At 70.4% G+C, this 22,919-nt stretch carries 18 protein-coding genes; 14 read left to right on the forward strand and 4 right to left on the reverse strand.

What is annotated here, in order from left to right; genetic code table 11:
• Nucleotides 1-121 precede the first annotated feature (121 nt).
• From uraD to puuE, 9 genes are all read left to right on the forward strand, one after another.
• Nucleotides 122-640, forward strand: coding sequence for a 2-oxo-4-hydroxy-4-carboxy-5-ureidoimidazoline decarboxylase (uraD, locus tag AMO33_RS22525; RefSeq protein ID WP_060594157.1), 519 nt, complete (start codon nucleotides 122-124; stop codon nucleotides 638-640).
• Nucleotides 637-966, forward strand: coding sequence for a hydroxyisourate hydrolase (gene uraH, locus AMO33_RS22530; protein ID WP_011211777.1), 330 nt, complete (start codon nucleotides 637-639; stop codon nucleotides 964-966). Before uraD ends, uraH begins: the two co-directional genes overlap by 4 nt.
• A gap of 6 nt (nucleotides 967-972) precedes the next feature.
• A complete protein-coding gene (gene pucL / locus AMO33_RS22535; RefSeq protein ID WP_060594158.1) occupies nucleotides 973-1,866 on the forward strand; it encodes a factor-independent urate hydroxylase in 894 nt (297 codons plus the stop codon).
• Nucleotides 1,854-3,221 (forward strand): 8-oxoguanine deaminase, encoded by a 1,368-nt coding sequence (locus AMO33_RS22540; protein ID WP_041560457.1) that lies wholly within the window; start codon nucleotides 1,854-1,856, stop codon nucleotides 3,219-3,221. The genes pucL and AMO33_RS22540 overlap by 13 nt, the downstream gene beginning before the upstream one ends.
• A gap of 231 nt (nucleotides 3,222-3,452) precedes the next feature.
• A complete protein-coding gene (locus tag AMO33_RS22545) occupies nucleotides 3,453-4,301 on the forward strand; it encodes an FAD binding domain-containing protein (RefSeq protein ID WP_060594159.1) in 849 nt (282 codons plus the stop codon).
• On the forward strand, nucleotides 4,298-7,018 hold the full coding sequence (locus AMO33_RS22550) for a molybdopterin-dependent oxidoreductase (protein WP_060594160.1): 2,721 nt from the start codon (nucleotides 4,298-4,300) through the stop codon (nucleotides 7,016-7,018). The genes AMO33_RS22545 and AMO33_RS22550 overlap by 4 nt, the downstream gene beginning before the upstream one ends.
• Nucleotides 7,015-8,286: a DUF6986 family protein gene (locus AMO33_RS22555; protein ID WP_060594161.1), complete on the forward strand. Its 1,272-nt coding sequence runs from the start codon at nucleotides 7,015-7,017 to the stop codon at nucleotides 8,284-8,286. Before AMO33_RS22550 ends, AMO33_RS22555 begins: the two co-directional genes overlap by 4 nt.
• Nucleotides 8,283-9,272 (forward strand): allantoicase, encoded by a 990-nt coding sequence (gene alc / locus AMO33_RS22560; RefSeq protein ID WP_060594162.1) that lies wholly within the window; start codon nucleotides 8,283-8,285, stop codon nucleotides 9,270-9,272. Before AMO33_RS22555 ends, alc begins: the two co-directional genes overlap by 4 nt.
• Nucleotides 9,269-10,168 (forward strand): allantoinase PuuE, encoded by a 900-nt coding sequence (gene puuE / locus AMO33_RS22565; protein ID WP_060594163.1) that lies wholly within the window; start codon nucleotides 9,269-9,271, stop codon nucleotides 10,166-10,168. Before alc ends, puuE begins: the two co-directional genes overlap by 4 nt.
• Nucleotides 10,169-10,366: 198 nt before the next feature.
• On the opposite strand, the gene AMO33_RS31705 is transcribed toward puuE, so the two are convergent.
• A complete protein-coding gene (locus AMO33_RS31705) occupies nucleotides 10,367-11,566 on the reverse strand; it encodes a hypothetical protein (protein WP_139337568.1) in 1,200 nt (399 codons plus the stop codon).
• Between the two features lie 251 nt (nucleotides 11,567-11,817).
• Nucleotides 11,818-12,309: a hypothetical protein gene (locus AMO33_RS22575; RefSeq protein WP_139337567.1), complete on the reverse strand. Its 492-nt coding sequence runs from the start codon at nucleotides 12,307-12,309 to the stop codon at nucleotides 11,818-11,820.
• Nucleotides 12,310-12,913: 604 nt separating this feature from the next.
• Here AMO33_RS22575 and AMO33_RS22580 point away from each other — a divergent pair.
• Both AMO33_RS22580 and AMO33_RS22585 read left to right on the forward strand, forming a co-directional pair.
• Complete coding sequence (locus AMO33_RS22580; protein WP_060594166.1) at nucleotides 12,914-13,699, forward strand: aminotransferase class IV family protein; 786 nt, start codon at nucleotides 12,914-12,916, stop codon at nucleotides 13,697-13,699.
• A gap of 66 nt (nucleotides 13,700-13,765) precedes the next feature.
• Nucleotides 13,766-14,689, forward strand: a complete 924-nt coding sequence (locus tag AMO33_RS22585) for an SUMF1/EgtB/PvdO family nonheme iron enzyme (protein ID WP_060594167.1) — start codon at nucleotides 13,766-13,768, stop codon at nucleotides 14,687-14,689.
• A 681-nt stretch (nucleotides 14,690-15,370) separates the two neighbouring features.
• On the opposite strand, the gene AMO33_RS22590 is transcribed toward AMO33_RS22585, so the two are convergent.
• Both AMO33_RS22590 and AMO33_RS22595 read right to left on the reverse strand, forming a co-directional pair.
• A complete protein-coding gene (locus tag AMO33_RS22590) occupies nucleotides 15,371-16,504 on the reverse strand; it encodes an alpha/beta hydrolase family protein (RefSeq protein ID WP_060594168.1) in 1,134 nt (377 codons plus the stop codon).
• Nucleotides 16,505-16,583: 79 nt separating this feature from the next.
• Nucleotides 16,584-17,507 (reverse strand): cation diffusion facilitator family transporter, encoded by a 924-nt coding sequence (locus AMO33_RS22595; RefSeq protein WP_082668851.1) that lies wholly within the window; start codon nucleotides 17,505-17,507, stop codon nucleotides 16,584-16,586.
• 507 nt (nucleotides 17,508-18,014) lie between these two features.
• Between AMO33_RS22595 and aceA the strand changes: the two genes are divergently transcribed.
• The 3 genes from aceA (at nucleotide 18,015) to metE (ending at nucleotide 22,821) form a co-directional block, all read left to right on the forward strand.
• A complete protein-coding gene (gene aceA, locus AMO33_RS22600) occupies nucleotides 18,015-19,304 on the forward strand; it encodes an isocitrate lyase (protein WP_011211764.1) in 1,290 nt (429 codons plus the stop codon).
• Nucleotides 19,305-19,463: 159 nt separating this feature from the next.
• Complete coding sequence (locus AMO33_RS22605; protein WP_011211763.1) at nucleotides 19,464-20,333, forward strand: 3-hydroxybutyryl-CoA dehydrogenase; 870 nt, start codon at nucleotides 19,464-19,466, stop codon at nucleotides 20,331-20,333.
• Between the two features lie 184 nt (nucleotides 20,334-20,517).
• Nucleotides 20,518-22,821 carry a 5-methyltetrahydropteroyltriglutamate--homocysteine S-methyltransferase gene (gene metE, locus AMO33_RS22610; RefSeq protein ID WP_060594169.1) on the forward strand — a complete coding sequence of 768 codons (2,304 nt, stop codon included), beginning with the start codon at nucleotides 20,518-20,520 and terminating at the stop codon, nucleotides 22,819-22,821.
• Nucleotides 22,822-22,919 lie beyond the last annotated feature (98 nt).

The following is a 22,919-nucleotide window of genomic DNA, read 5'->3' on the forward strand; positions in this document are numbered from 1 at the left end:
TAATCACGGATCGTTGCTTGTGGGTTACACACGGGCGGCGGAACGGCGTAGGCCCGACACGCCGGAGCATCCATCCGTCCCTGCGCTGGCGCCGGGCGGTCGCGTCACCGATGCTGGACCGATGACGCACCCCGCACCGGCGGGTACCGCCGCCTTCGACGCGCTGCCGGCGGCCGCGGCCACCGCGGCGCTGCTCGAGGTCTGCGCGTCGCCGGAATGGGCGCGCCGGGTGGTCGCCGGTCGCCCCTACGGCACCGCCGAGCGGCTGTACGCCGCGGCCGAGCGGGTGCTCGCCGACCTGCCGGAGCGCGAGATCGACCGGGCGCTGGCCGGGCATCCCCGCATCGGCGAACAGCCGGGCGGCGCGGCCGCGTCCCACGAGCAGGCGGGCGTGGCGGGCGCCGACGCCGCGACGCGCGCGGCACTGGCCGCCGGGAACCGGGCCTACGAGCGCCGCTTCGGCCGGATCTACCTGGTGAGCGCCGCGGGTCGGTCGGCCGACGAGCTGCTCGCGATCCTCGAGGCCCGCCTGCGCAACGACCCGGAAGTCGAAAAACGCGTCGTCCGAGAGGAATTGGCGAAGATCAATCGGCTCCGGCTGGCCCGCCTGCCTGCCGTCACGGGAGAGGACCCGGTATGAGCACACCCGGTACGAGCACACTCAGTACCCACGTGCTGGACGCCGTGCGCGGCGTCCCTGCCGCCGGGGTCGCCGTCACGCTGTACGCCGGAGCCGAACCGGTCGCCTCGGGCGCGACCGACGCCGACGGACGCATCGGCGGGCTCGCCGAGGTGTCGCCGGGGACCTACCGCCTGGTGTTCGACACCGGCGCGTATTTCGCCGCGCAGGGCACACCGACCTTCTACCCGGAGGTCGCGATCACCTTCGCGGTGACCGAGGAACGTCACCACCACGTGCCGTTGCTGCTGTCGCCCTTCGCTTTTTCCACCTACCGAGGGAGTTGAGCGCCCGTGCCGCTGACCGGACCGATCGTGCTGTCGGACAATCGCTACGGCAAGTCCGAGAACCGCATCGTGCGCATCCACCGGGACGGGCCGCGGCACGAGATCCGCGACGTCACCGTCTCCACCCGGCTGCGCGGTGATTTCGCCGACGCCTACGTCACCGGCGACCAGTCGGCGGTGCTGCCCACCGACAGCCAGAAGCAGACCGCCTACGCCTACGCCAAGACCCAGGGCCTGCACCACATCGAGGACTACGGGCTCGCCTTGGCCGGGCATTTCGTCCGCGACATCGCCCCGGTCCACGCGGCCAGGGTGGAGATCGACGAATTCGCCTGGGAGCGCGCGCGGGTCGGGCCGGGCGAGCACGACCACACCTGGGTGCGGCGGGGCCCGGAGGTGCGCACGGCGGCGGTGACGGTCACGGGCACCGGGTCCTGGGTGGTCGGCGGCGTGCGGGATCTGGTGCTGCTCAAATCGACCGGATCGGAGTTCGCGGGCTTCCTGCGCGACGAATTCACCGTGCTCGCGCCGACCGACGACCGGATGCTGGCCACCGCCCTGACCGCGCGGTGGCTCTTCGCCGACACCGCGGCCGTGGACTGGGCGGCCACGTATACGGGCGTGCGCGCCCGATTGATCGAAGTGTTCGCCACCCACCATTCCAAGGCGTTGCAACAGACGCTGTTCGAGATGGGCTCGGCGGTGCTGGCCGACTTCCCGGTGCTGGCCGAGATCCGGCTGGTCGCGCCCAACAGACACCACTTCGACTACGACCTGTCGCCGTTCGGGATCGCCAACCACGGCGAGGTGTACTACGCCGCCGACCGGCCCTACGGGCTCATCGAGGCCGCGCTGCGCCGCGCCGACGCGCCGGACGCCGGGCAGGCATGGGAGCTGTGAACGCGCCGACGCTGGTGCTGGACCGCTGCGCGGTCGTCACCGTCGACGCCGCGGGGACGGAGTACCGCGAGGGCCACGTCGTGGTGCACGGCAACCGGATCGGCGCGGTCGCGGCGGGCCCGGCGCCCGCCCTGGACGTCCCCCGTATCGACGGGCGGGGCTGCCTGCTCACCCCGGGCCTGGTCAACACCCATCATCACCTGTACCAGTGGATCACCCGCGGGATCGCCGCCGATGCCACCCTGTTCGAGTGGCTGCGCACGCTCTACCCGATCTGGGCGGGCATCGACGAGGACGCCGTGCGGGTCGCGGCCACCGGCGCGCTCGCGGCGCTGGCCCGCACCGGCTGCACCACCACCGCCGACCACCACTATCTGTTCCCCCGCACCGGCGGTGACCTGCTCGGCGCCGAGATCGCCGCGGCCGCCGCGGTCGGCGTGCGATTCCACGCGTGCCGCGGATCGATGGATCTCGGCGCGAGCGACGGGGGTCTGCCGCCCGACTCGGTGGTCGAACGGCTCGACCACATTCTCACCGCCGGCGCCGAGGCGATCGATCGCTGGCACGATCCCGGCTTCGACGCCATGGTGCGGATCGCGCTCGCGCCCTGTTCCCCGTTCTCGGTGACGCCGGACCTGCTGCGCGAGTCGGCGGCGCTGGCCAGATCCGCCGGGGTCCGCCTGCACACCCACGTGGCCGAGACCCGCGACGAACTCGACTACTGCCGCACGCGCTTCGGCTGCACGCCCGTGCAGTACCTGGAACAACTGGGCTGGACCGGGCCCGACGTCTGGTTCGCGCACGCGGTGCACCTCGACGACACGGCGGTCGCCACGCTGGCTCGCACGCGAACCGGCGTGGCGCACTGCCCGACCTCCAACGGACGGCTGGGTGCGGGCATCGCGCGGGTGCCCGAGCTGGTGGCGGCCGGGGTCGCGGTGGGGCTCGGGGTGGACGGCGCCGCCAGCAACGAGGCCGCCGTGATGCTCGAGGAGCCACGTCACGCCCTGCTGTTCGCCCGCGCCGCGCACGGGCCACGCGCGATGAGCGTGCGCCGGGCGCTGGAGCTGGCGACGATGGGCGGCGCGCGGGTGCTCGGGCGGGCGGCGGAGATCGGGTCGATCGAGCCGGGCAAGCTGGCGGATCTGGCGCTGTGGCGGCTCGACACCGCCGCGCACGCCGGAATCGAGGACCCGGTCACGGCACTGATCCTGGGCGCGCCGCCGCCGCTGGCGGCGTTGGTCGTCGACGGCCGGGTGATCGTGCGGGACGGGCGGGTGCGCACGGTCGACGAGGCCGCGGTGGGGCGCGAGGTCGCGGCGGCGCAGGCGGCGCTGCTGCGCGCGGCCCGGTAGCCGTCGGATTGCTCCGCGCGGGTGTTCGCGCTGCTCGGCCGCGATCACCTGCGGATTTCGGTTCGGTCGTGTCGGGCGTGGACCGGTCGCCCGCGGGGCATACTGCGGAAGCGGCTGGTAGGGGTTACGCCCGCGAAACGCGGACGTGGCCGCGGCGCAACGCCGCGGCAATCGCACACCCCTACCGTGAGCCCTCCGAGGACGGGTCGGGCGACGGGAGCGAGGTGAGCGGTGGACCTGGACACGATCCGCGAGGTGGTCGTGGCACGCGACCGCCGCGACCTGGCCGAGGTGGGTGGCGGCACGGCGGTGCTGGCCGGCGGCACGTTCCTGTTCTCCGAGCCGCAGGAGCACCTGCACCGGCTCGTCGACATCACCGCGCTGGACTGGCCACCGCTCACCCTGCACGAGGCCGGCCTGGAGATCGCCGCGACCTGCACCCTGGCCGAGTTCGCCGGTGCGCGGCCGGGCCGCGAACTGGGGCGGTCGCCGCGATTCCCCGGTCTGCCCGCGACGACGTGCTTCGCGGCGGCCTGCCGGGCGCTGGTGGCCTCGCACAAGATATGGCGGACGGCGACCGTCGGCGGGAACGTGTGCCTTGCCCTGCCCGCTGGTGCGGTGCTGGCCGTGCTGGTGGCGTTGGACGCGGTCGCGGTGGTGTGGCCGCGCGCGGGTGGGGAGCGGCGGATTCCGTTGCGCGAGTTCGTGACCGGGCCGGGCCGGACCGTGCTCGCCGAGGGGGAGGTGTTGCGGGCGCTCGTCGTACCGCGGCGGACCCTGTCGGCACGCACCGTGCTGCGCAGGATCGCGCTCGCCCCGCTCGGTCGCTCCGGCGCACTGGTGATCGGCCGGCTCGACGCCGCGGGCGTCGTCCTGACCATCAGCGCGGCCACCGTGCGGCCCGTCGTCCTCGGCTTCGACGGCGTGCCCGCGCCCGACGCCGTCGCCGCGGCCGTCGCGGGTCTGGATCCGCGGTTGTGGTTCGACGATCCGCACGGCGCCCCGGACTGGCGCGCGCATGTCACCGGGCTGCTCGCCCGCCAGGTGGTCGCGGAGCTGAACGGCGGTGCGGCGCCGTGAGATTCGAGGTCGACGGCCGCTCCGTCGAAGCCCGGCCCCGGCCCGGCCAGTGCCTGCGCACCCTGCTGCGCGAACACGGGGCCCGCGCCGTCAAGAAGGGCTGCGACGCCGGCGACTGCGGCGCCTGCTCGGTCCTGCTCGACGGCCTCGCGGTGCACTCCTGCCTCGTCCCGGCCCATCGCGCCGCCGACGCGCGCGTCGTCACCGCCGCCGGCCTCGGCACTCCCGCCGATCCGCACCCGATCCAGCGCCGCTTCCTCGCCGAATCCGCCTTCCAGTGCGGCTTCTGCACACCCGGCATGGTCGTCACCGCCGCCGGGCTGACCGGGGCGGCCACCCCGCCCGAGGCCGATCTCCCCGAACTGTTCAAGGGCAACCTCTGCCGCTGCACCGGCTACCGGCCGATCCTCGCGGCGGTCTCCCCGGCGCCCGCGGGTGCCGCCGAGCGTCCCGCTCCGGTCGGCGCACCGGCCGGGCCGCGGGTCGTCGCCGGACTGGAACCGTTCACCCTGGATTTCGAGCCGGGGGACGACGAGCGCACCCCACCGGCCGCGCCGCTGCACCTCGCCGTGCTGCCCAGCCCGCAGCCGCACGCGCGGATCGTCGCCATCGACACCGCCGCCGCCGAGGCGCTACCGGGCGTGCACGCCGTGCTCACCTACGCCGACGCCCCCGCGCGCGCCTTCTCCACGGCCCGCCACGAACTGCGCACCGACGACCCCGACGACACCTACGTCCTCGACCGCACGGTGCGATTCGCCGGGCAGCGGGTGGCCGCCGTCGTCGCCGACACCCTCGACATCGCGCGCGCCGGCTGCCGGCTGCTGCGGGTGACCTACGCGGAGTTGCCCGCGGTGTTCGATCCCGCACTGGCACTGGCGGAGGGTGCGCCCGCGCTGCACGGTGACAAACCAGCCGAGGCGCGCATCGCCGATCCCGCCCGGAACCTGGTCGCCGAGATCCACGGCGAGGTCGGTTCGGTCGCGGCCGGGCTGGCCGACGCCGCCCACGTGGTGCGGGGTGTGTGGCACAGTCCACGGGTGCAGCACGTGCACCTGGAAACCCACGGTGGCGTCGGCTGGCTCGACCGGGCCGGGCGACTGGTGATCCGCTGTTCGACCCAGGTGCCGTTCCTGGTGCGCGACGAACTCTGCGAGGTGTTCGGGCTCGCCCGCGACCGGGTGCGGGTGTTCGCGGCCCGCGTGGGCGGGGGTTTCGGCGCCAAGCAGGAGATGCTGGTCGAGGACTTGATCGCGCTGGCCGTGCTGCGCACCGGGCGGCCGGTGCAGTACGAGTACACCCGCACCGACGAGTTCACCGCCGCGACCAGCCGCCATCCGGCGCGGGTCGAGGTCACCGCGGCCGCCGACGCGGCGGGCATCCTCACCGCCTTGGCCGTGGATGTGCTGCTGGACGCGGGCGCCTACGGCAATCACAGTCCGGGTGTGCTCTTCCACGGCGTCGGGGAGTCGGTGCAGCTCTATCGGTGCCCGAACAAGCGGGTGGACGGCCGCGCCGCCTACACCAACAACGTCCCCTCCGGCGCCTTCCGCGGTTACGGCCTCGGCCAGCTGGTCTTCGGCATCGAATCCGCGCTCGACGAGCTGGCCCGTGCGCTGGGCATCGACCCGTTCGAGTTCCGCGCCCGCAACGCCGTGCGGCCCGGCGATCCGTTCGTCGGCGCCGAGGCCGAGCCCGGCGATCTGCGCTTCGGCAGCTACGGCCTGGACCAGTGCCTGGACCTGGCGCGCGCGGCGCTGCGGCGCGGCAACGGGGTGGCCGCACCGGGCCCGCGGTGGCGGGTCGGGGAGGGCATGGCCGCGGCGATGATCGCGACCATCCCGCCGCGCGGCCACCACGCCGAGACGGTGGCCGTCCTGCGCGCCGACGGCCGCTACGAAATACGGGTCGGCACCGCCGAATTCGGCAACGGCACGACCACCGCGCACCTGACCCTGGCCGCCGCCGCGCTCGGCGTGGCCGCCGACCGCATCGACATCCGCCAGTCCGACACCGACCTCGTCGGCCACGACACCGGCGCGTTCGGCTCCACCGGCATCGTCGTCGCGGGCAAGGCCACCCACCTCGCCGCCACCGCGTTGCGCGAACGGATCCGCACCCGCGCCGCCGAACTGACCGGCCTGCCCGCCGACGCCTGCGTGCCCGGGCCGGACGGCGTGCGCTGCGGCGACCGGCTGGTCACGGCCGCCGAGCTGTGCGCGGCGGGGGAGTTGCGCGCCCGCGGCACCCACGCGGGCAGTCCGCGCTCGGTCAGCTTCAACGTGCAGGCCTTCCGCGTCGCCGTGCATCCCGACACCGGCCGGGTCCGGATCCTGCACTCGGTGCAGACCGCCGACGCCGGCACCGTGTTGCACCCGGCGCAGTGCCGCGGCCAGGTGGAAGGCGGTGCGGCGCAGGCGATCGGCACCGCGCTGTACGAGGACATGCGCGTCGAGCGCGGCGTGGTCACCACCCGCACGCTGCGCCACTATCACATTCCGCAGGCCGCCGACCTGCCCGTCACCGAGGTCGCCTTCGCCGACACCGCCGACGAACTCGGCCCGCTCGGCGCCAAATCGATGAGCGAATCCCCGTACAACCCGGTCGCGCCCGCACTGGCCAACGCGATCCGCGACGCCGTGGGCGTGCGGATGTACCGGCTGCCGATGACGGCGGACCGAATCTGGCGTGCCCTGCAGGAAGGAGAGTCGCGATGACCGCGACGCGGTTGCCGGAGAACGTGCGAGCCAGGATCGAGGCGATGCTCGACGCCGTCGACACCGAGCTGCGCACCCGATATCCCGGTTCCGACGGGCGGGCCCAGCCGATCCACACGGTCTACGTCCCGGCCGACCGGGCGGCGGCCGACACCCCCGCTCGGTGGGGCGCCGCCGCCGTCGACCTGCTCGACCGGCACCGCGACACTCTCGCCGAGCTCGACCCGATCGACGTGCTGCCCGCCGTGCGCGACCGCCTCAGCACCGCACCGGTGCAGGATCTGCGCATCGACTTCGAGGACGGCTACGGCCCGCGGCCCGACGACGAGGAGGACGCGGCCGCGCTCGCCGCGGGCGCGGTGCTCGCCGCCTGGGCCGCCGACCCCGCCGGACCGGCCCGCTGCGGTATCCGGACGAAAGGGCTGGCCGGGCTGGAACGCCGGCGTGCGGTGCGCACCCTCGAACTCGTGCTCGACGGGGCGGGTGGCGTCCCCGCCGGGTTCGTCGTCACGGTGCCGAAGGTGCGCGCGCCCGAACAGGTTTCGGCGCTGGTGGCGCTGTGCGAGGGGCTGGAGCGCGGCGCGGGCCTGCCGGAGGGGGCGTTGCGGTTCGAACTGCAGATCGAGAGCCCGCAGGCCATCATCGGCGCCGACGGCGGCACGCCCGTCGCCCGCATGCTCACCGTCGCCGAACGTCGCTGCGACGCGCTGCATTTCGGCACCTACGACTACACCGCCGACTGCGGCGTCGCCGCGCACTGCCAGGCGCTGGACCACCCCGCGGCCGACCACGCCAAGGCCGTCATGCAGGCCGCGGCCGCGCAGACGGGCGTGTGGGTGTGCGACGGCTCCACGCTGATCGTGCCGGACGGGGATCCGCCCGCCGCGCTGCGGGAACATCACCGACTGGTCACCCGGGCGCTGCGGCGCGGGTACTACCAGGGCTGGGACATGCATCCCGGCCACCTGGTGACCCGCTGGTCCGCCACCTACGCCTTCTTCCGCACCGCCGTCGAGGCGGCCGTCCCGCGGTTGCGCTCCTACCTGGTCGGGCGCGCCGGTGCCGGGCACGGCGGCGGTGCCGGGCACGGCGTTGTCGACGAACCGGCCACGGCGCAGGCGCTCGCCTCGACCGTGCTGCGCGCCACCCGGTGCGGCGCCGTCACCGAGGACGAAGTGCGTGCCGACGCACCGGAACTGGACGCGGCGGTGGTGCGCGCGCTGGCCTTGCGCAGACCGCTGCCCCAGCTGGAACAGGAGACGCCGTGAACGAGACGGCCGCCGACCGCGTCGCACCGCGCGGCTTCACCGAACTGCCGGATCTGGCGGTGCGCTCGCTCGGCGGTGCGGTGATCTGGGCCGACGACGAGTTCTTCGCCGAGAAGGAGAACCTGATCGTGCCCGAGGCACCGGAGTTCCGGCCCGCGACCTACGGGCACAGAGGCCAGGTGTACGACGGCTGGGAGACCCGCAGGCACCGTGGCCTGCCCGGCGACGACGCCGCCGTCGTCCGGCTCGGCGTGCCCGGAGTGATCCACGGCGTCGTCGTCGACACCTCCTGGTTCACCGGCAACTATCCGCCCGCGATCTCGCTGTCCGCCCTCGCGATCGACGGCTACCCGCCCGCCGCGGACATCGCCGCCCGCACCGACTGGGTACCCCTGCTCGACCGGGTGCCGGTTCGCGGCGACGCCCGCAACCCCTTCCCGATCCCCAGCCGCGACCGCTGGACCCATGTGCGCCTCACCATGCACCCCGACGGCGGCATCGCCCGGCTGCGCGTCCACGGCGAGGGCAGGCCCGACCCGGCGCTGCTCGGCCTCGGCCCGGTGGACCTGGCCGCCCTGGAGAACGGCGCCCTGGTGCTCGACTGCTCCGACCGCTTCTACGGGTCCCCGCACCAGCTGCTCCATCCCGGCAACGCCCGCCGGATGGGCGACGGCTGGGAGACCGCGCGCCGCCGCGACGACGGCAACGACTGGGTGCGCATCCGGCTCGCCGGTCCCGGCCTGATCCGGCTGGCCGAACTCGACACCTCCTACTTCCTCGGCAACAGTCCCGCCGCCGCGCGGCTGACCGGGCGCACCACCGACGGCACCGAGGTGGAGCTGCTGCCGCGCACGCCGCTGCAACCCGACACCAGGCACCGCTTCCCGATCGCTGCGGTCGCCGCCTCCGTCGAGGAGGTCCGGCTCGACATCTATCCCGACGGCGGCCTGGCCCGGGTCCGGCTGTTCGGGGAGCTGGGCGGATGACCCGCGATTTCGTCGGCTACGGACCGCACCCGCCGCACCCGCACTGGCCCGGTGCCGCGCGGATCGCCGTCCAGTTCGTGCTCAACTACGAGGAAGGCGCCGAGCGCAACATCCTCGACGGCGACCCGCACTCGGAGACGTTCCTGACCGAGCTGACCCCCTGCGAACCCTTCCCGAACCGGCACATGAGCGTCGAATCGCTCTACGAGTACGGCTCGCGCGCGGGCCTGTGGCGGGTCTTGCGGGTGTTCGAGCGGCGCGGGCTGCCGCTGACGATCTTCGCCGTCGCCCGCGCGATGCAACGCAACCCCGACGCCGTGGCCGCCTGCGTCGAGCTCGGCCACGAGATCGCCTGCCACGGCCTGCGCTGGATCTCCTATCAACTCGTCGACCGGGAGGCCGAACGCGCGGACATGGCCGAGGCGGTCGGCATCCTCACCGAACTCACCGGCGCGCCACCGCTGGGCTGGTACACCGGCCGCGACTCACCCCACACCCGCGAACTGGTCGTCGAACACGGCGGCTTCGTCTACGACGCGGACTCCTACGCCGACGACCTGCCCTACTGGGTGCGCGTGCACGACCGCGACCACCTCGTCGTGCCGTACACCCTCGACACCAACGACATGCGCTTCGCCTCCCCCGCCGGATTCCCCAGCGGCGACCAGTTCTTCACCCACCTCCGCGACGCCTTCGACGTCCTCTACCGGGAGGGCGCACAGGGCGCGCCGAAAATGCTCTCCGTCGGACTGCACTGCCGGCTCGTCGGCCGCCCCGCCCGCACAGCCGCCCTCGAGCGATTCCTCGACCACGTGCAATCCCACGACCGGGTGTGGATCACCCGCCGCATCGACATCGCCGAACACTGGCGGCGGGTGCATCCGGCCCCGGGTTAGGGCTCAGCCCTCGCCCATTTCCGACAGCCACGCCAACCATCGCGGGTCCTGTTGGTCGGCTTCCATCTGCCGGCGCTCGGCCCCGGTGGCGCCCAGATCGACACCCACCGGTTCCTCCCTGCCCGACCATGAACCGCACAACGACGAACACGCCAGTACCTGTTTTGGTTGCCCGGCTTTCGGACGGCGGTACGGGAGCTAGCAGCTTCGTTCCGGCCCCCGGTCGATGCCTCGTTCGCGGTCGCGTTCGGGTTGGCGGTGTCGGCGCTGGCTCGTCGTTGCCCGGTGGATCGCGTCTGCTCGCGCTGCCTCGATCCCTGGCTCGGCAGCGCTGACTTCCATCACGTCGCGCGTGAGGATCTGATCGACCGACAGCCCGTGCTCGACGTCGCGGGCGATGCGGGCCAGGCGCCGTTCTCGCGCGTCGTGTTCGACTTGGACGGCTGGCATGTCCGGCCGTCGATAGGTATGGGTTCTGTTCTGCGGGTCGTAACCGGTGTCGCGCCCGTCACGGACAGCGTGGAACCGGTCGAGGTCGAGTCCTGCGGTTTTGTCCGGCGTGAAGAGAAGCCGCTCGGCTCGGCGCCGAGCTTGCTCGATCGCCAAATCTCGCTCGGGCCCTGCCCGGACGAAACGCTGCTCCACCGCCCGCACATGCTCGACACCGAGTTCCCGCACTCGGGCGTTGTGCTCATTCGAGATCTCGCGCCACCGCCCCCGCTCGACCTCGCGGCCGATCAGCTCGAGATCGGTCACGACATCCCGGCGGCGCAGTTCGCGCTGCTCTTCCTTGACCTGTTCCACCGTGCGCAACTGCTCCTCCGACAGCTGTATGCCCAAGGAGCGCAGCAAAGTGCGCTCGTTCTTGCGCTCGGCTTCCCGGATTTTGTCGAGCTTCTTAATCAGTTGTTCGTGCTTCTTCGCCAGCGCTTCGGTGTCGATCGGCTCTCCGGCCTCGGCTCGCTCGGCGATCTGCTGGACCTGTTCCCGCACCTGGGCACTGTGGTGATCGCGCTGCCCCGCCAACTCCTTGCGAGCCTCGAGCGCCTTGACAAATACTTGGTCACGACCGCGGCCCCTCTGCTTCCGGACCTGCTCACGTGCCTTCTCGGCGACGCCGGGTAGCTCGAGTTGCTGCCCTCGCTCCAACTGCCTGCCCAGGGCCCAGATCTCGCGCGCGTCCGCCCGCGAAACGATCTGGTGGGTGAAGCTGTTCGGGAAATCCCGCTTCAGATTGTCGATCAATTTCTGCGCGCTCGGCGAGATGCGTTCTCCTGCAACAGAACGCAGCAGGAGATGATCTACTTTGCCATCCCTGAGCAGTTCGTAGTCACGCTCGAGTTGGTCTTCGTCCTTGACTCCTCGGATCTCGCCCGACTTCTCCTCGATTGCCTGCACTGGCCCGGTTGCGGGGTTTCCCCGCTGCTTGTCGTATCGGCGCCTAGTGCCGGATCTATCGCGCAGTTCTCGAGCTCGCGAGGGCCTAGAATAGCCATTCTCGTGATCGCGGAAGAACCGGTCCGCCCCATTTTCCCATACCCGGCCCCGCATATTGTTTTCAACATCGTCACGATCTCTGTCGTAGCCGTCACGAGACATGGCTCGCCCCCCGGAGAAAACCCAATCGATTCGACGCCGCTGGTCAGCGCCTATCGCCTACTGGTACCGGAAACCCTCTCGAATTCGTCGCGCATCTGGTCGGTCAGCAGCGAGAAGCCGTCGCCGAACTCTGCATGACGGACAACAGTCCGCATCAGCGCCCAGGCCGTAAAAACCTCGTCCTCGTCATCCTCCCCTACCCATCGAAGTGCTGGATTCACGTCGCGATAAAAAGGATGGACGCCGCCGTTCAACGCGAGGTCGAACCACTCCGCCCGCGCGTACTTGATATAGCATTCGCCGAGAAAGCAGACGAAAGCGTCTATCGTTTCGAGATTCTCGGGCTTTTCGAGCGCTTCCTCGTCGGGGAAGAGTTCGGTGAGCAGAGCGTCGAGCCGAACTACTTCCGGCGAATCGCTCTCCCACGGCTGGGCCGGCAGGCCGACAATTCCCGCATGCTCCATGAACTTGCTCGCTTGGGCGGCGCGGCGTTCAGGGGAGACCCATTTCCCCCATGCGGTCTGCTCGACTTCGAAGTCCAATCTCAACTGCTCGTCAGGTCTCACATCTACCCCTTACCGATGAAGAACTCTGGTCACTTCGTTATCGAACCCAGAAAGTACCGACGGCCGCCAATCCCGCTATCGGCCCGCCTGGCCGGCCGGGTACGGCCATCCTTTCACGACGGCGATGGCGGCATCCGAAACTCGCTGACCTCCTTGGGGTCAGCATCCCGCCCCTCGCCGATGCTCGTCTCCGATCTGAACCCGACGGAGCCACCGGGGCCGGGTGCAGCTTGTCACTTCCTCGGCGAAGACTTTGGCGACGTCCGGGTGGGCTCGGTAGTACTGAGCCCTCGTCACAGCGATACCTCGACGACGGACGAGCCAGGACGGCCCGGCGCGCGAAGCCCGTCATCGTGTGATCGATCGCCACGGGAACGCGTTGCGGCAATACGTCGTTCATGGTTTTCTCCTTGCGTGTGCAGGGCGAGGGGAAGCGCCACTGCTGCCGAGGTCGTGGCATTCAGTATCGAGGCGGGATCGCGGCACTGGAACTGTCTCCTCGGCGCATTGCACTGACGTTTCACTGACGTTCGGTGCCGGACCGACGGTCGGGTTCGGTCTGCGGTGCGACACTGACGGCATGGAATTGAACGGGTCGCCGGTCACCCAGACCGATCTCGCCGCACTGGCGTTGATCGGGTACGGGCACTTCACCTCCATGCGCGTCGAGCGCGGTGGCGCGGTGCGCGGGCTCAGCCAGCACCTGGAGCGGCTGGTCCGCGACTGCCGGACGGTCTTCGACAGCGACCTGGATCCCGACCGGGTCCGCGCGCTCGTCCGACAGGCCCTGCCCGCCGAGACCGACGGCGCGTTCGTGGTACGGGTGACGGTATTCGACCCGCACCTGCCATTGGGCAACCCCGGTGCCGACGCCGCTCCGCAGATCCTGGTGACCTGGCGCCACGGGCAGGTCGGGCCACTGGCACCGCTGAGGCTGCGGTCGGCGGTCTACACCCGTGACCTGCCGCGGACCAAGCACGTCGGATTGTTCGGCGCGCTACATCAACGTCGCCTCGCTCAACGCGACGGATTCGACGACGTGCTGTTCACCGCGCCCGACGGCACGATCAGCGAGATCGCAACATCCAACATCGGCGTACTCGTCGATGGCCAGCTGATCTGGCCGCAGGCCGATGTCCTGCCCGGAGTCACGATGCGACTGCTCGGCCAAACCCTCGACGCAGAAGTCATCTCCAAGCCGATCACCCTGGCAGACCTGGCACACGTCGACGGAGCGGTCGCGACCAACGCCGCAGTGGGAGTCCGTGCGATCAGCCGCATCGACGACGCCGACATTCCCGTCGACCACGCCGCTGTCGACCGGCTGCGCACAGAATACGAATCCATTCCGGCCCAGCAGATTTGAGCCACGCCAACGCCTACCGCTGACTAGGGTTGACGCCGACCGCTCGGAGAGAGGAGCACTGCGGCGATGGCGATTGTGGTCCGCACGTGGACCGGAGCCGAGGCACGCGCGCTGCGCGCCGCGCGGCGCATGAGTCTCACCGATTTCGCCGCCCATCTCGGTGTGAACCCGCGTCTGCTGTCTCGATGGGAGGCCGGCGGGACAGCGATCCGGCCGAGGCCGGTCAACCAAGCCGCCCTCGACACCGTGCTCAACCAATTGGCCGCTGACGAGCTCGCCCGCTTCGTCGAAGCGATCTCGCCGGACGCACTCAGCGACGCCCGCGACCCCGACGTCCCCGAACAGCCCACCACCATCCGTCACCCCGCCGACGGCAAACTGATGGCCCGGATCCCGGAAGGTATTTACCTCGCCGGACAGCAGAACCAGCCGGTCTGGCTCGCTGGCTACTGGATGGACGTCTTCCCGACCACCAACGCCGACTACGCCCGCTTCGTCGCCGCGCAGGACCACCCCGCCCCCCGCCACTGGCATGGCCAGACCCCGCCCCCCGAACTCGGCGACCACCCCGTCGTCTGGGTCAGCTGGACCGACGCGACCGCCTACGCCCGATGGGCCTGCAAATCGCTGCCCACCGCCGCTCAATGGGAGAAGGCCGCGCGCGGCACCCGTGGCAACACCTGGCCATGGGGCAACCAATCAACACCGGCCAAATGCAACATCCGAGGCTCCGGCCCGGGTACCACGACCCCCGTAGCCACCTACGCCAGCGGCGTCAGCCCCTACGGCGTCTACGACATGGTCGGCAACACCTGGGAATGGACGGCCACCGAAACCACCACCGGCCGCTACCAGCTCAAAGGCAGCGCCTACACCAGCCCGTTCGACCGCGGCGAACCCGCAGGCTTCAACGACGCCGCCAACACGATGCTCGACGACGACACCGGATTCCGTTGCGCCACAGAAGATGCGGCGATCAAAATGCCTTGAAACCGATTCCGCCGACGCGGTGAACTCGACGTCGACTACGACGTCGTCCACACTGTGGCCTCACAGCAACTCGATCCGCAGCGTGCGCCCAGTCGGCCCCGCACCCACAATCAGGACAGGATCAGCGGAGGGGAAGCTGGCCAGCGACGCCGGTGATCGCGCGCTGCACGCGTTCGAGGTGGGTGAGATCCGGCGCGATAACCGCGTGCGCGCCTTGTACATGGCCGCGTTGGCTGATGCCGGCTGACGATCGGGGATACCGACCGGGCCGCTGCGGCAGCCGAGGAGGCGTTGGCTCCGGCGACTCCGGTAGGACGTGCGTACTCGGGTGGCAGCGGCGCAGCCCCCTATTCCGGTGCGCCTGTAGAACCCGGAGCCGACCGTCATGCCCGTACCCCCAAGCGAAACCGGCAATCGCGAACCAGACGGTTCCCATCTCGACGACCTCGAAGCCGGCACTCCGTGGTGGGTTGTCACTCGAGTCGCCGACCTGATCACCGCAACACAGCGCTATCCGCGGCGATGGGGAATCACCGCACCGACACCGCCTGAACAGTGATCACGCTCGGATACGCCCTCGCGGTCGGCCTGCCACTGACCGTGCTCATCCTGACGGTGGTGCTGCCCGATCGCCGAGACAAGCGATGAAACCGTCCTTGTTCCGAGAGGCTGGAACTCGAGCTACGCGAACAGGTTCCGTACGAACGGCAGGCTGTCGGGCAGTGAGGCGTTCACCGCGCCGTTGTGGTCTTCGTCGTAGACGTGCAGCGTCACCGGCTCGCCGCGCGATTGCAGGGTGGCGGCGAACCGTAGCGTCTGGGGGGTGATGACGTCCGTGTCGCGCAAGCCCTGACCGAGGAACAGGGGTCGGTCGTAGCCGGATTCGGGCAGGCCGAGGTAGCGGGCGAGCACGCCGTGCAGATCCGGGATTTCGGCCAGCGGCCTGGCGAACAGGTCGCCGAGCACCACATCGTGCGCGGCGAGTTCCGTACCGAACGCCTCCACGCACGAGGTGCGCGCCCGCGCCACCCAGTCGCGTCCGGTCTCGGTGAGGTAGGAGCCGATGTTCAGTTCGGGGTGGGTGGTCTCCAGCCCGGCCAGGATGTACAGCACGTAGGCGGAGGTGTGCGGGCCCAGCTCGATCGGTGGCATTCCCGGCCCGAGCGGCATCAGGATGTCCTCGATGTAGGCGGGCACACCGGTGCCCACCGCGCCCCGATAGTCGAGTTCGGGCCCGCCCAGCTCGGTGGCGTACCGCGCGGTGACCACCGCCGCGCCGCCGCCCTGGGACTGGCCGACCACGGCCCACCGGCGCGCCAGGTTCGGGTACTGCGCGGTCGCCGCCCGCACCGCGTCGACGATGTTGTGCGCCTCGACCAGTCCGTTGAGGTACGGATGCTCACCGGCCGTTCCCAGCCCGGCGTAGTCGGCGGCCACCACGGCGTAGCCCTGGTCCAGCCAGGTGCCCAGGTAGGCCCAGTCCCGTTCGCGCGCCGACGGACCGGCGACGCTGTAGGCGCAGTCGTCCCCGAGACCCACGGTGCCGTGCGCCCACGCGATCACCGGCCAGCCGCCCGCGGGCGCTTCGCCGGGCGGGAAATACACGGCCGCGCTGGCGACGGTCGGCGCCTCGCCGACGGTGACGGTGTCGTAGTGGATGCGGGCCGCATCGCCGGCCCCGGGCGGGGTGGCGACCGCCGCGAGCGGCGCCACCGAGACGACGGCGCCCGGCTCGGCGTGCGCGGTGCCGGGAAGGGCGAGCAGCGTGCCCGTGCAACTGACGGCCACGGCGGCCGCGGCGACGAACTTGCGCATGGATGACTCCTGTCCGGTCGACTGCGGACCAGTCTCGCGCACGACGACCGTGCCGGCGCATCCGGCGCGGCCGTGCGGTCTACCACGGCAGTCGGTCGCACTCCTGTGCCCGGCTCGCCGATTCGACCTGCAGGGTGGCGTGGTCGATGTGATAGCGATCGGCCAGGAGTTCCTGCGCGGCGGCCAGCACGCGGTCGGTATCGGCGCCCGCCTCGACGGCCAGGTGCGCGGAGGCCACCTCCATCCCGGAGGTCAGCGTCCAGACGTGCAGGTCGTGGACCTGCGCCACGCCGGGGAGATCCGCGAGGTCGGTGCGGACCTGCTCGACGTCCATCCCGGCGGGGGCGTGCTGGAACAGGATCCGCAGCGCGTGCCGACCCAGGCTGTAGGCGCGGGGCAGGACGAACAAGCCGATGCCGATACCGATGACCGGGTCGGCGTAGCGCCAGCCGAACACCAGCGTCACCAGACCGCTGACCAGGACGCCGACGGACCCGAGCAGGTCGGCCAGCACCTCCAGGTAGGCGCCGCGCACGTTCAGGCTCTCGCCGGCGCCACGCCGCAACAGCAGCAGCGCGGCCACGTTCATCACCAACCCGACGACGGCGACCACGGCCACCGGCAGCCCCGGCACCTCGGGTGGCTCGGCCAACCGCCCCACCGCCTCGTAGAGCACCCATCCGGCGACACCGAACAGCAGCAGCGAATTGACCAGCGCGGCCAGCACCTCCGCGCGATACATCCCATAGGAGCGGTGGGCGCGATGCGCGGCACGGCGGGCCACCAGGATCGCCACCAGCGCCATCGCCACCCCGAACACATCGGTGAACACGTGCGCCGAGTCCGACAGCAGCGCCAGCGACGACGTCGACAACCCGACGACGAGCTGCGCCACGAAGGTCACCAGCCCGAGCCCGATCACCAGGCCGAGCCGCCGCACGTACTTCCCGGACGCACTACCCGCCTCGACCACCGCCACCCCGTGATCGTGTCCGTGTCCCACCGTGACCTCCTTCTCCATCGGCACCGACCCCATCGGCCGACGCCACTTCGCATCGGCCGGCTGCCGCCGACCGGAAATGATAATAACATGCGTATGTATTTATGTATCAAACCCTAGCTGTCCTGTCGGCGGCTTCGTGGCACGGGCCACAGCGCGGGCAGTCGCCCCCTCTTGTGAAACCGATCACAAATACCGACTGTCGGCGTGTTGGCGCGCCGTCAGTTGGTGACGGAAAACAGTACGGGCGTTACGGAAAAACCCGAGGTCAGCGCTACCCGCCGGTAGGTTACACGCGTGCAATCCGCAGGCTAATTTTGCAAACTTTGCAAGCCGGGGGTGAAAGCTAGCTGGAATTCGCATTTGCAACAGGTAGACGGCTATTTCCTGGTGTGCCATCGTGTGGAAGTACACCCCGAAGGCATAGCAAGCCTGCAAAACGCCGCTCCAGCAGTTCGAGCGTCACGCTCGGCCTCGCGGCACCGACCGACCAAGGAAGTGGAGTCAGAGATGTCGACCACCGGCACCCCGAAGACCGCTGAGGAGATCCAGAAGGATTGGGACACCAACCCTCGCTGGAAGGGCGTCACCCGTAACTACACCGCCGAGCAGGTGGTTGCGCTTCAGGGCAACGTCGTCGAGGAGCACACCCTCGCCCGTCGCGGCTCGGAGATCCTGTGGGACCTCGTCAACAACGAGGACTACATCAACTCGCTGGGCGCCCTCACCGGCAACCAGGCCGTGCAGCAGGTCCGCGCCGGCCTGAAGGCCATCTACCTGTCCGGCTGGCAGGTCGCCGGTGACGCGAACCTCTCGGGTCACACCTACCCCGACCAGTCGCTGTACCCGGCCAACTCGGTTCCGGCCGTGGTCCGCCGCATCAACAACGCGCTGCTGCGCGCCGACGAGATCGCCAAGATCGAGGGCGACACCTCCGTCGAGAACTGGCTGGCCCCGATCGTGGCCGACGGTGAGGCGGGCTTCGGTGGCGCGCTCAACGTCTACGAGCTGCAGAAGGCCATGATCGCCGCCGGTGTCGCCGGCTCGCACTGGGAAGACCAGCTGGCCTCGGAGAAGAAGTGCGGCCACCTGGGCGGCAAGGTGCTCATCCCCACCCAGCAGCACATCCGCACCCTGACCTCCGCGCGTCTGGCCGCCGACGTGGCCGGTGTGCCGACCGTCGTCATCGCGCGCACCGATGCCGAGGCCGCCACCCTGATCACCTCCGACGTGGACGAGCGCGACCGCCCGTTCATCACCGGTGAGCGCACCTCCGAGGGCTTCTACCAGGTCAAGAACGGCATCGAGCCCTGCATCGCCCGCGCCAAGGCCTACGCGCCCTACGCGGACCTGATCTGGATGGAGACCGGCACCCCGGACCTCGAGCTGGCCAAGAAGTTCTCCGAGGCCGTGCGCAGCGAGTTCCCGGACCAGCTGCTGGCCTACAACTGCTCGCCGTCGTTCAACTGGTCGGCGCACCTGGACGACAGCACCATCGCCAAGTTCCAGAAGGAGCTGGGCGCGATGGGCTTCAAGTTCCAGTTCATCACCCTGGCGGGCTTCCACTCGCTCAACTACGGCATGTTCGACCTGGCCTACGGCTACGCCCGCGAGGGCATGACCGCCTTCGTCGACCTGCAGAACCGCGAGTTCAAGGCCGCCGAGGAGCGTGGCTTCACTGCCATCAAGCACCAGCGCGAGGTCGGCGCGGGCTACTTCGACGCCATCGCCACCACCGTCGACCCGAACACCTCGACGGCCGCGCTGAAGGGCTCCACCGAAGAGGGTCAGTTCCACTGAGCCGAAACGGCCGGTGACTACCGGGTTTTCCGCTAGTCCCCTACGCCGGTAGGGGTGTACCGCCCTCCCTCGCTGAACAGCCCCGGCGAGGGAGGGCATCCCTATACCTTGGACCAGAACCAGCCACCGCAAGCCAGACCAGAACAGCAGGAGCGGGACGTGAGCAGCGAGAAGATTCAGCGCGTCGGAGTCATCGGCGCCGGACAGATGGGCGCCGGAATCGCGGAAGTGTGCGCGCGTGCACACGTCGACGTGCTCGTCTACGAACAGACCAGGGAACTGGCCGCCGCAGGCCGCGCCCGCATCCTGCGTTCGCTGGATCGTGGCGTCAGCAGCGGCAAGATCACCGAGCGCGAGCGCGAGCAGGCCGCCTGGCGGCTGCGCTTCACCTCCGATCTCGGCGATTTCGCCGACCGCCAGCTGGTGGTCGAGGCCGTGTTGGAGAACGAGGAGGTCAAGACCTCGATCTTCGCCGAGCTGGACAAGGTCGTCACCGACCCCAACGCGGTGCTGGCCTCCAACACCTCCTCCATTCCGATCATGAAGATCGCCGTCGCCACCGCCAATCCCGAGCGCGTGGTCGGCATGCACTTCTTCAACCCGGTGCCGGTGCTGCCGCTGGTCGAGCTGGTGACCACGCTCAAGACCAGCGAAGCGGTGTCCGCGCGGGCCGAGGCGTTCGCCGGTGACGTGCTGGGCAAGCAGGTCGTGCGCTCGGCCGACCGCTCCGGGTTCGTGGTCAACGCGCTGCTGGTGCCCTACCTGCTCTCGGCGATCCGGATGGTCGAATCCGGTTTCGCCACCAAGGAAGACGTCGACAAGGCGATGGTGCTCGGCTGCGCCCACCCGATGGGCCCGCTCGCGCTGACCGACCTGGTCGGCCTCGACACCGTCAAGTCCATCGCCGACTCCATGTACGCCGAGTTCAAGGAACCGCTGTACTCGGCCCCGCCGCTGCTGATGCGCATGGTCGAGGCGGGCCTGCTCGGCAAGAAGACCGGCGCGGGCTTCTACCAGTACAACAAGTAACCACCTTCCGGTCCCCGGGGTTGCGCACACCCCGTTACTGCACGGCGCGGTAGCGGGGTGTTTCGCACCGGTGCTTCGCGGTGCTCCCCGCGGCGGCCGACATAAGCTGCAAAGACGAGAGCGCAGCGCTGCGCGCGGCCGCCCGGCGGCGGGCACGCAGCCGATCGAAAGGGAGTTCCCGCGCATGGTCAACGTCACCGAGGGCTACGGGTCGAGCATTCTGGGCTACCCCAGGATCGGGCCGCACCGGGAACTCAAGCGCGCGCTCGAGTCCTACTGGCGCGGGTCGCTCTCGCGGGAGGAACTGCTCGAGGTCGGCCGCGACATCCAGGAGCGCCAGTTCAACGAGCTGGCCGCCACCGGCCTGACCCAGGTGCCCGGCAACACCTTCTCCTTCTACGACCACGTCCTGGACAACGCGCTGATGTTCGGCGCGGTGCCCAAGCGCTTCCAGCCCTACCAGGACGTGATGGATCCGCTGGACTTCTACTTCCTGATGGCGCGCGGGCGGCCGGACCTGCCCCCGCTCGAGCTGGTGCGCTACATCAACACCAACTACCACTACCGCCAGCCCGAGCTCGCGCCCGACACCGAGTTCTCGCTGCACCCCGAGGCGCTGCTCGACGAATTCGACCGCGCGATGGCGCAGGGCATCGAACTGCGCCCGGTCGTGCTCGGACCCGCTTCGCTGCTGCTGCTGTCCAAGGCCGGTGACCAGCCGGGCGAGGCCGAGTTCGACACGCTGAGCCTGCTCGACAAGCTGTTGCCGGTGTACGAGGAACTGTTCGAGATCCTCGCCAAGCGCGGCGCCACCTGCGTGCAGCTCGACGAGCCCGCCTACACCAGCGAGCGCAGCGAGGCCGAGCTGGCCGCCTTCGAGCGCGCCTACCAGCGGCTGTCCAAGGCGCCGCTGCGTCCCCGCATCCTGGTCACCGGCCAGTACGGCGATTTCGGCGAGGCGCTGACCATCCTGGCGGGCACCGGCGTCGAGGCGATCGGCCTCGACCTGGCCAGCCACCGCATCGACCCCGACGAGCTGGCCAAGGTGCCCGGCATCCGCCGCAAGCGGCTGTACGCGGGCGTGATCAGCGGCCGCAACGTCTGGCGCGCCGACCGGTACGTGACGCTCGAATACCTCAACGAACTCGCCAAGGTCTGCCCGGACCTGGTGGTCTCCACCGGCTGCACGCTGCTGCACGTGCCCTACGACCTGCTCGTCGAGTACGACCTCGAGGGCAACGTCGCCGACCGGCTCGCCTTCGCCAAACAGAAGGTGGGCGAGGTGGTCTCGCTGGCCAAGGCGCTCACCGAGGGGCCGTCGGACAAGTGGCGCAAGCGTCCGCGCGAGGTGCACTTCAAGCAGAAGCACGCGGTGCGCCAGCGGGTGTACTCCATCACCCCGGACATGCGCTCGCGCGAGCCCTACGCCGAGCGACGCGCCGCCCAGCAGGCCAGGCTGAACCTGCCGCCGGTGCCCGCCACCACGCTGGGCTCGTTCCCGCAGACCGGCAAGATCCGCCAGGCCCGCTACGACCTCGACCAGGGACGGCTGTCCTACGAGGAGTACCGCAAGCGGATCGAGGCCGAGATCGAGGCCACCATCCGGTTGCAGGAGGACATCGGCCTGGACGTGCTGGTGCACGGCGAGCACGAGCGCAACGACATGGTGCAGTACTTCGCCGAACTGCTCGACGGCTTCGCCACCACCCACTTCGGCTGGGTGCAGGTGTACGGCTCGCGGTGTGTGCGGCCGCCGATCATCTACGGTGACGTCTCGCGCCCGGCGCCGATGTCGGTCGACTGGATCACCTACGCCCAGTCGTTGACCGACAAGCCGGTCAAGGGCATCGTCACCGGCCCGGTCACCATGATCGCGCGCTCGTTCGTGCGCCAGGACCAGCCGCTCTACGAGACCGCCGACCAGGTGGCGCTGGCCATCCGTGACGAGGTGGTGGATCTGGAGAAGGCCGGCATCGCGATCATCCAGGTCGACGAGCCCGCCATCCGCGAGATGCTGCCGCTGCGCGCCGAGGGCCGCGCCGAGTACCTGCGCTGGGCGGTCGGCGCGTTCCGGCTGGCCACCTCCGGCGTGCGCCCGGACACCCAGATCCACACGCACATCGGCTATTCCGGGCGCACCGAGGTGGTGGACGCGATCGAGGAACTCGACGCCGACGTCACCGCGATCGTGGCCACCCGCTCCATCGAGTGGGTGCTCAAGGCGCTCAAGGAGGACGCCGCGGGCGGCCACGGCCTCAGTCACGGCGTCGGTCCCGGCGTCTACGAGAGCCGCTCGGCCCGCATCCCCGACATCGACGAACTCGACGAGCTGCTCTCCGCCGCCGCCGAAGCCGTCACCCCGGAACGCCTGTGGGCCAACCCCGACGGTGGTCTCAAGACCCGCCACTACTGGCAGCTCGAGCCCTCCCTGCGCAACATGGTCGCCGCCGCCCGCCGCATCCGCAGGCGGGTGCAGGCCAGGGACTGATTCCGCGCCGGAGCGGCAATCCCGATACTCCCCAGCGATGGTTGTGCTACTTTTCGCCGGAAAAGTAGCACAACCATCGCGTGATGGGAGGTAAGTAG

Origin of the sequence: Nocardia farcinica, from assembly GCF_001182745.1 — a bacterium.
Taxonomy (GTDB): domain Bacteria; phylum Actinomycetota; class Actinomycetes; order Mycobacteriales; family Mycobacteriaceae; genus Nocardia; species Nocardia farcinica.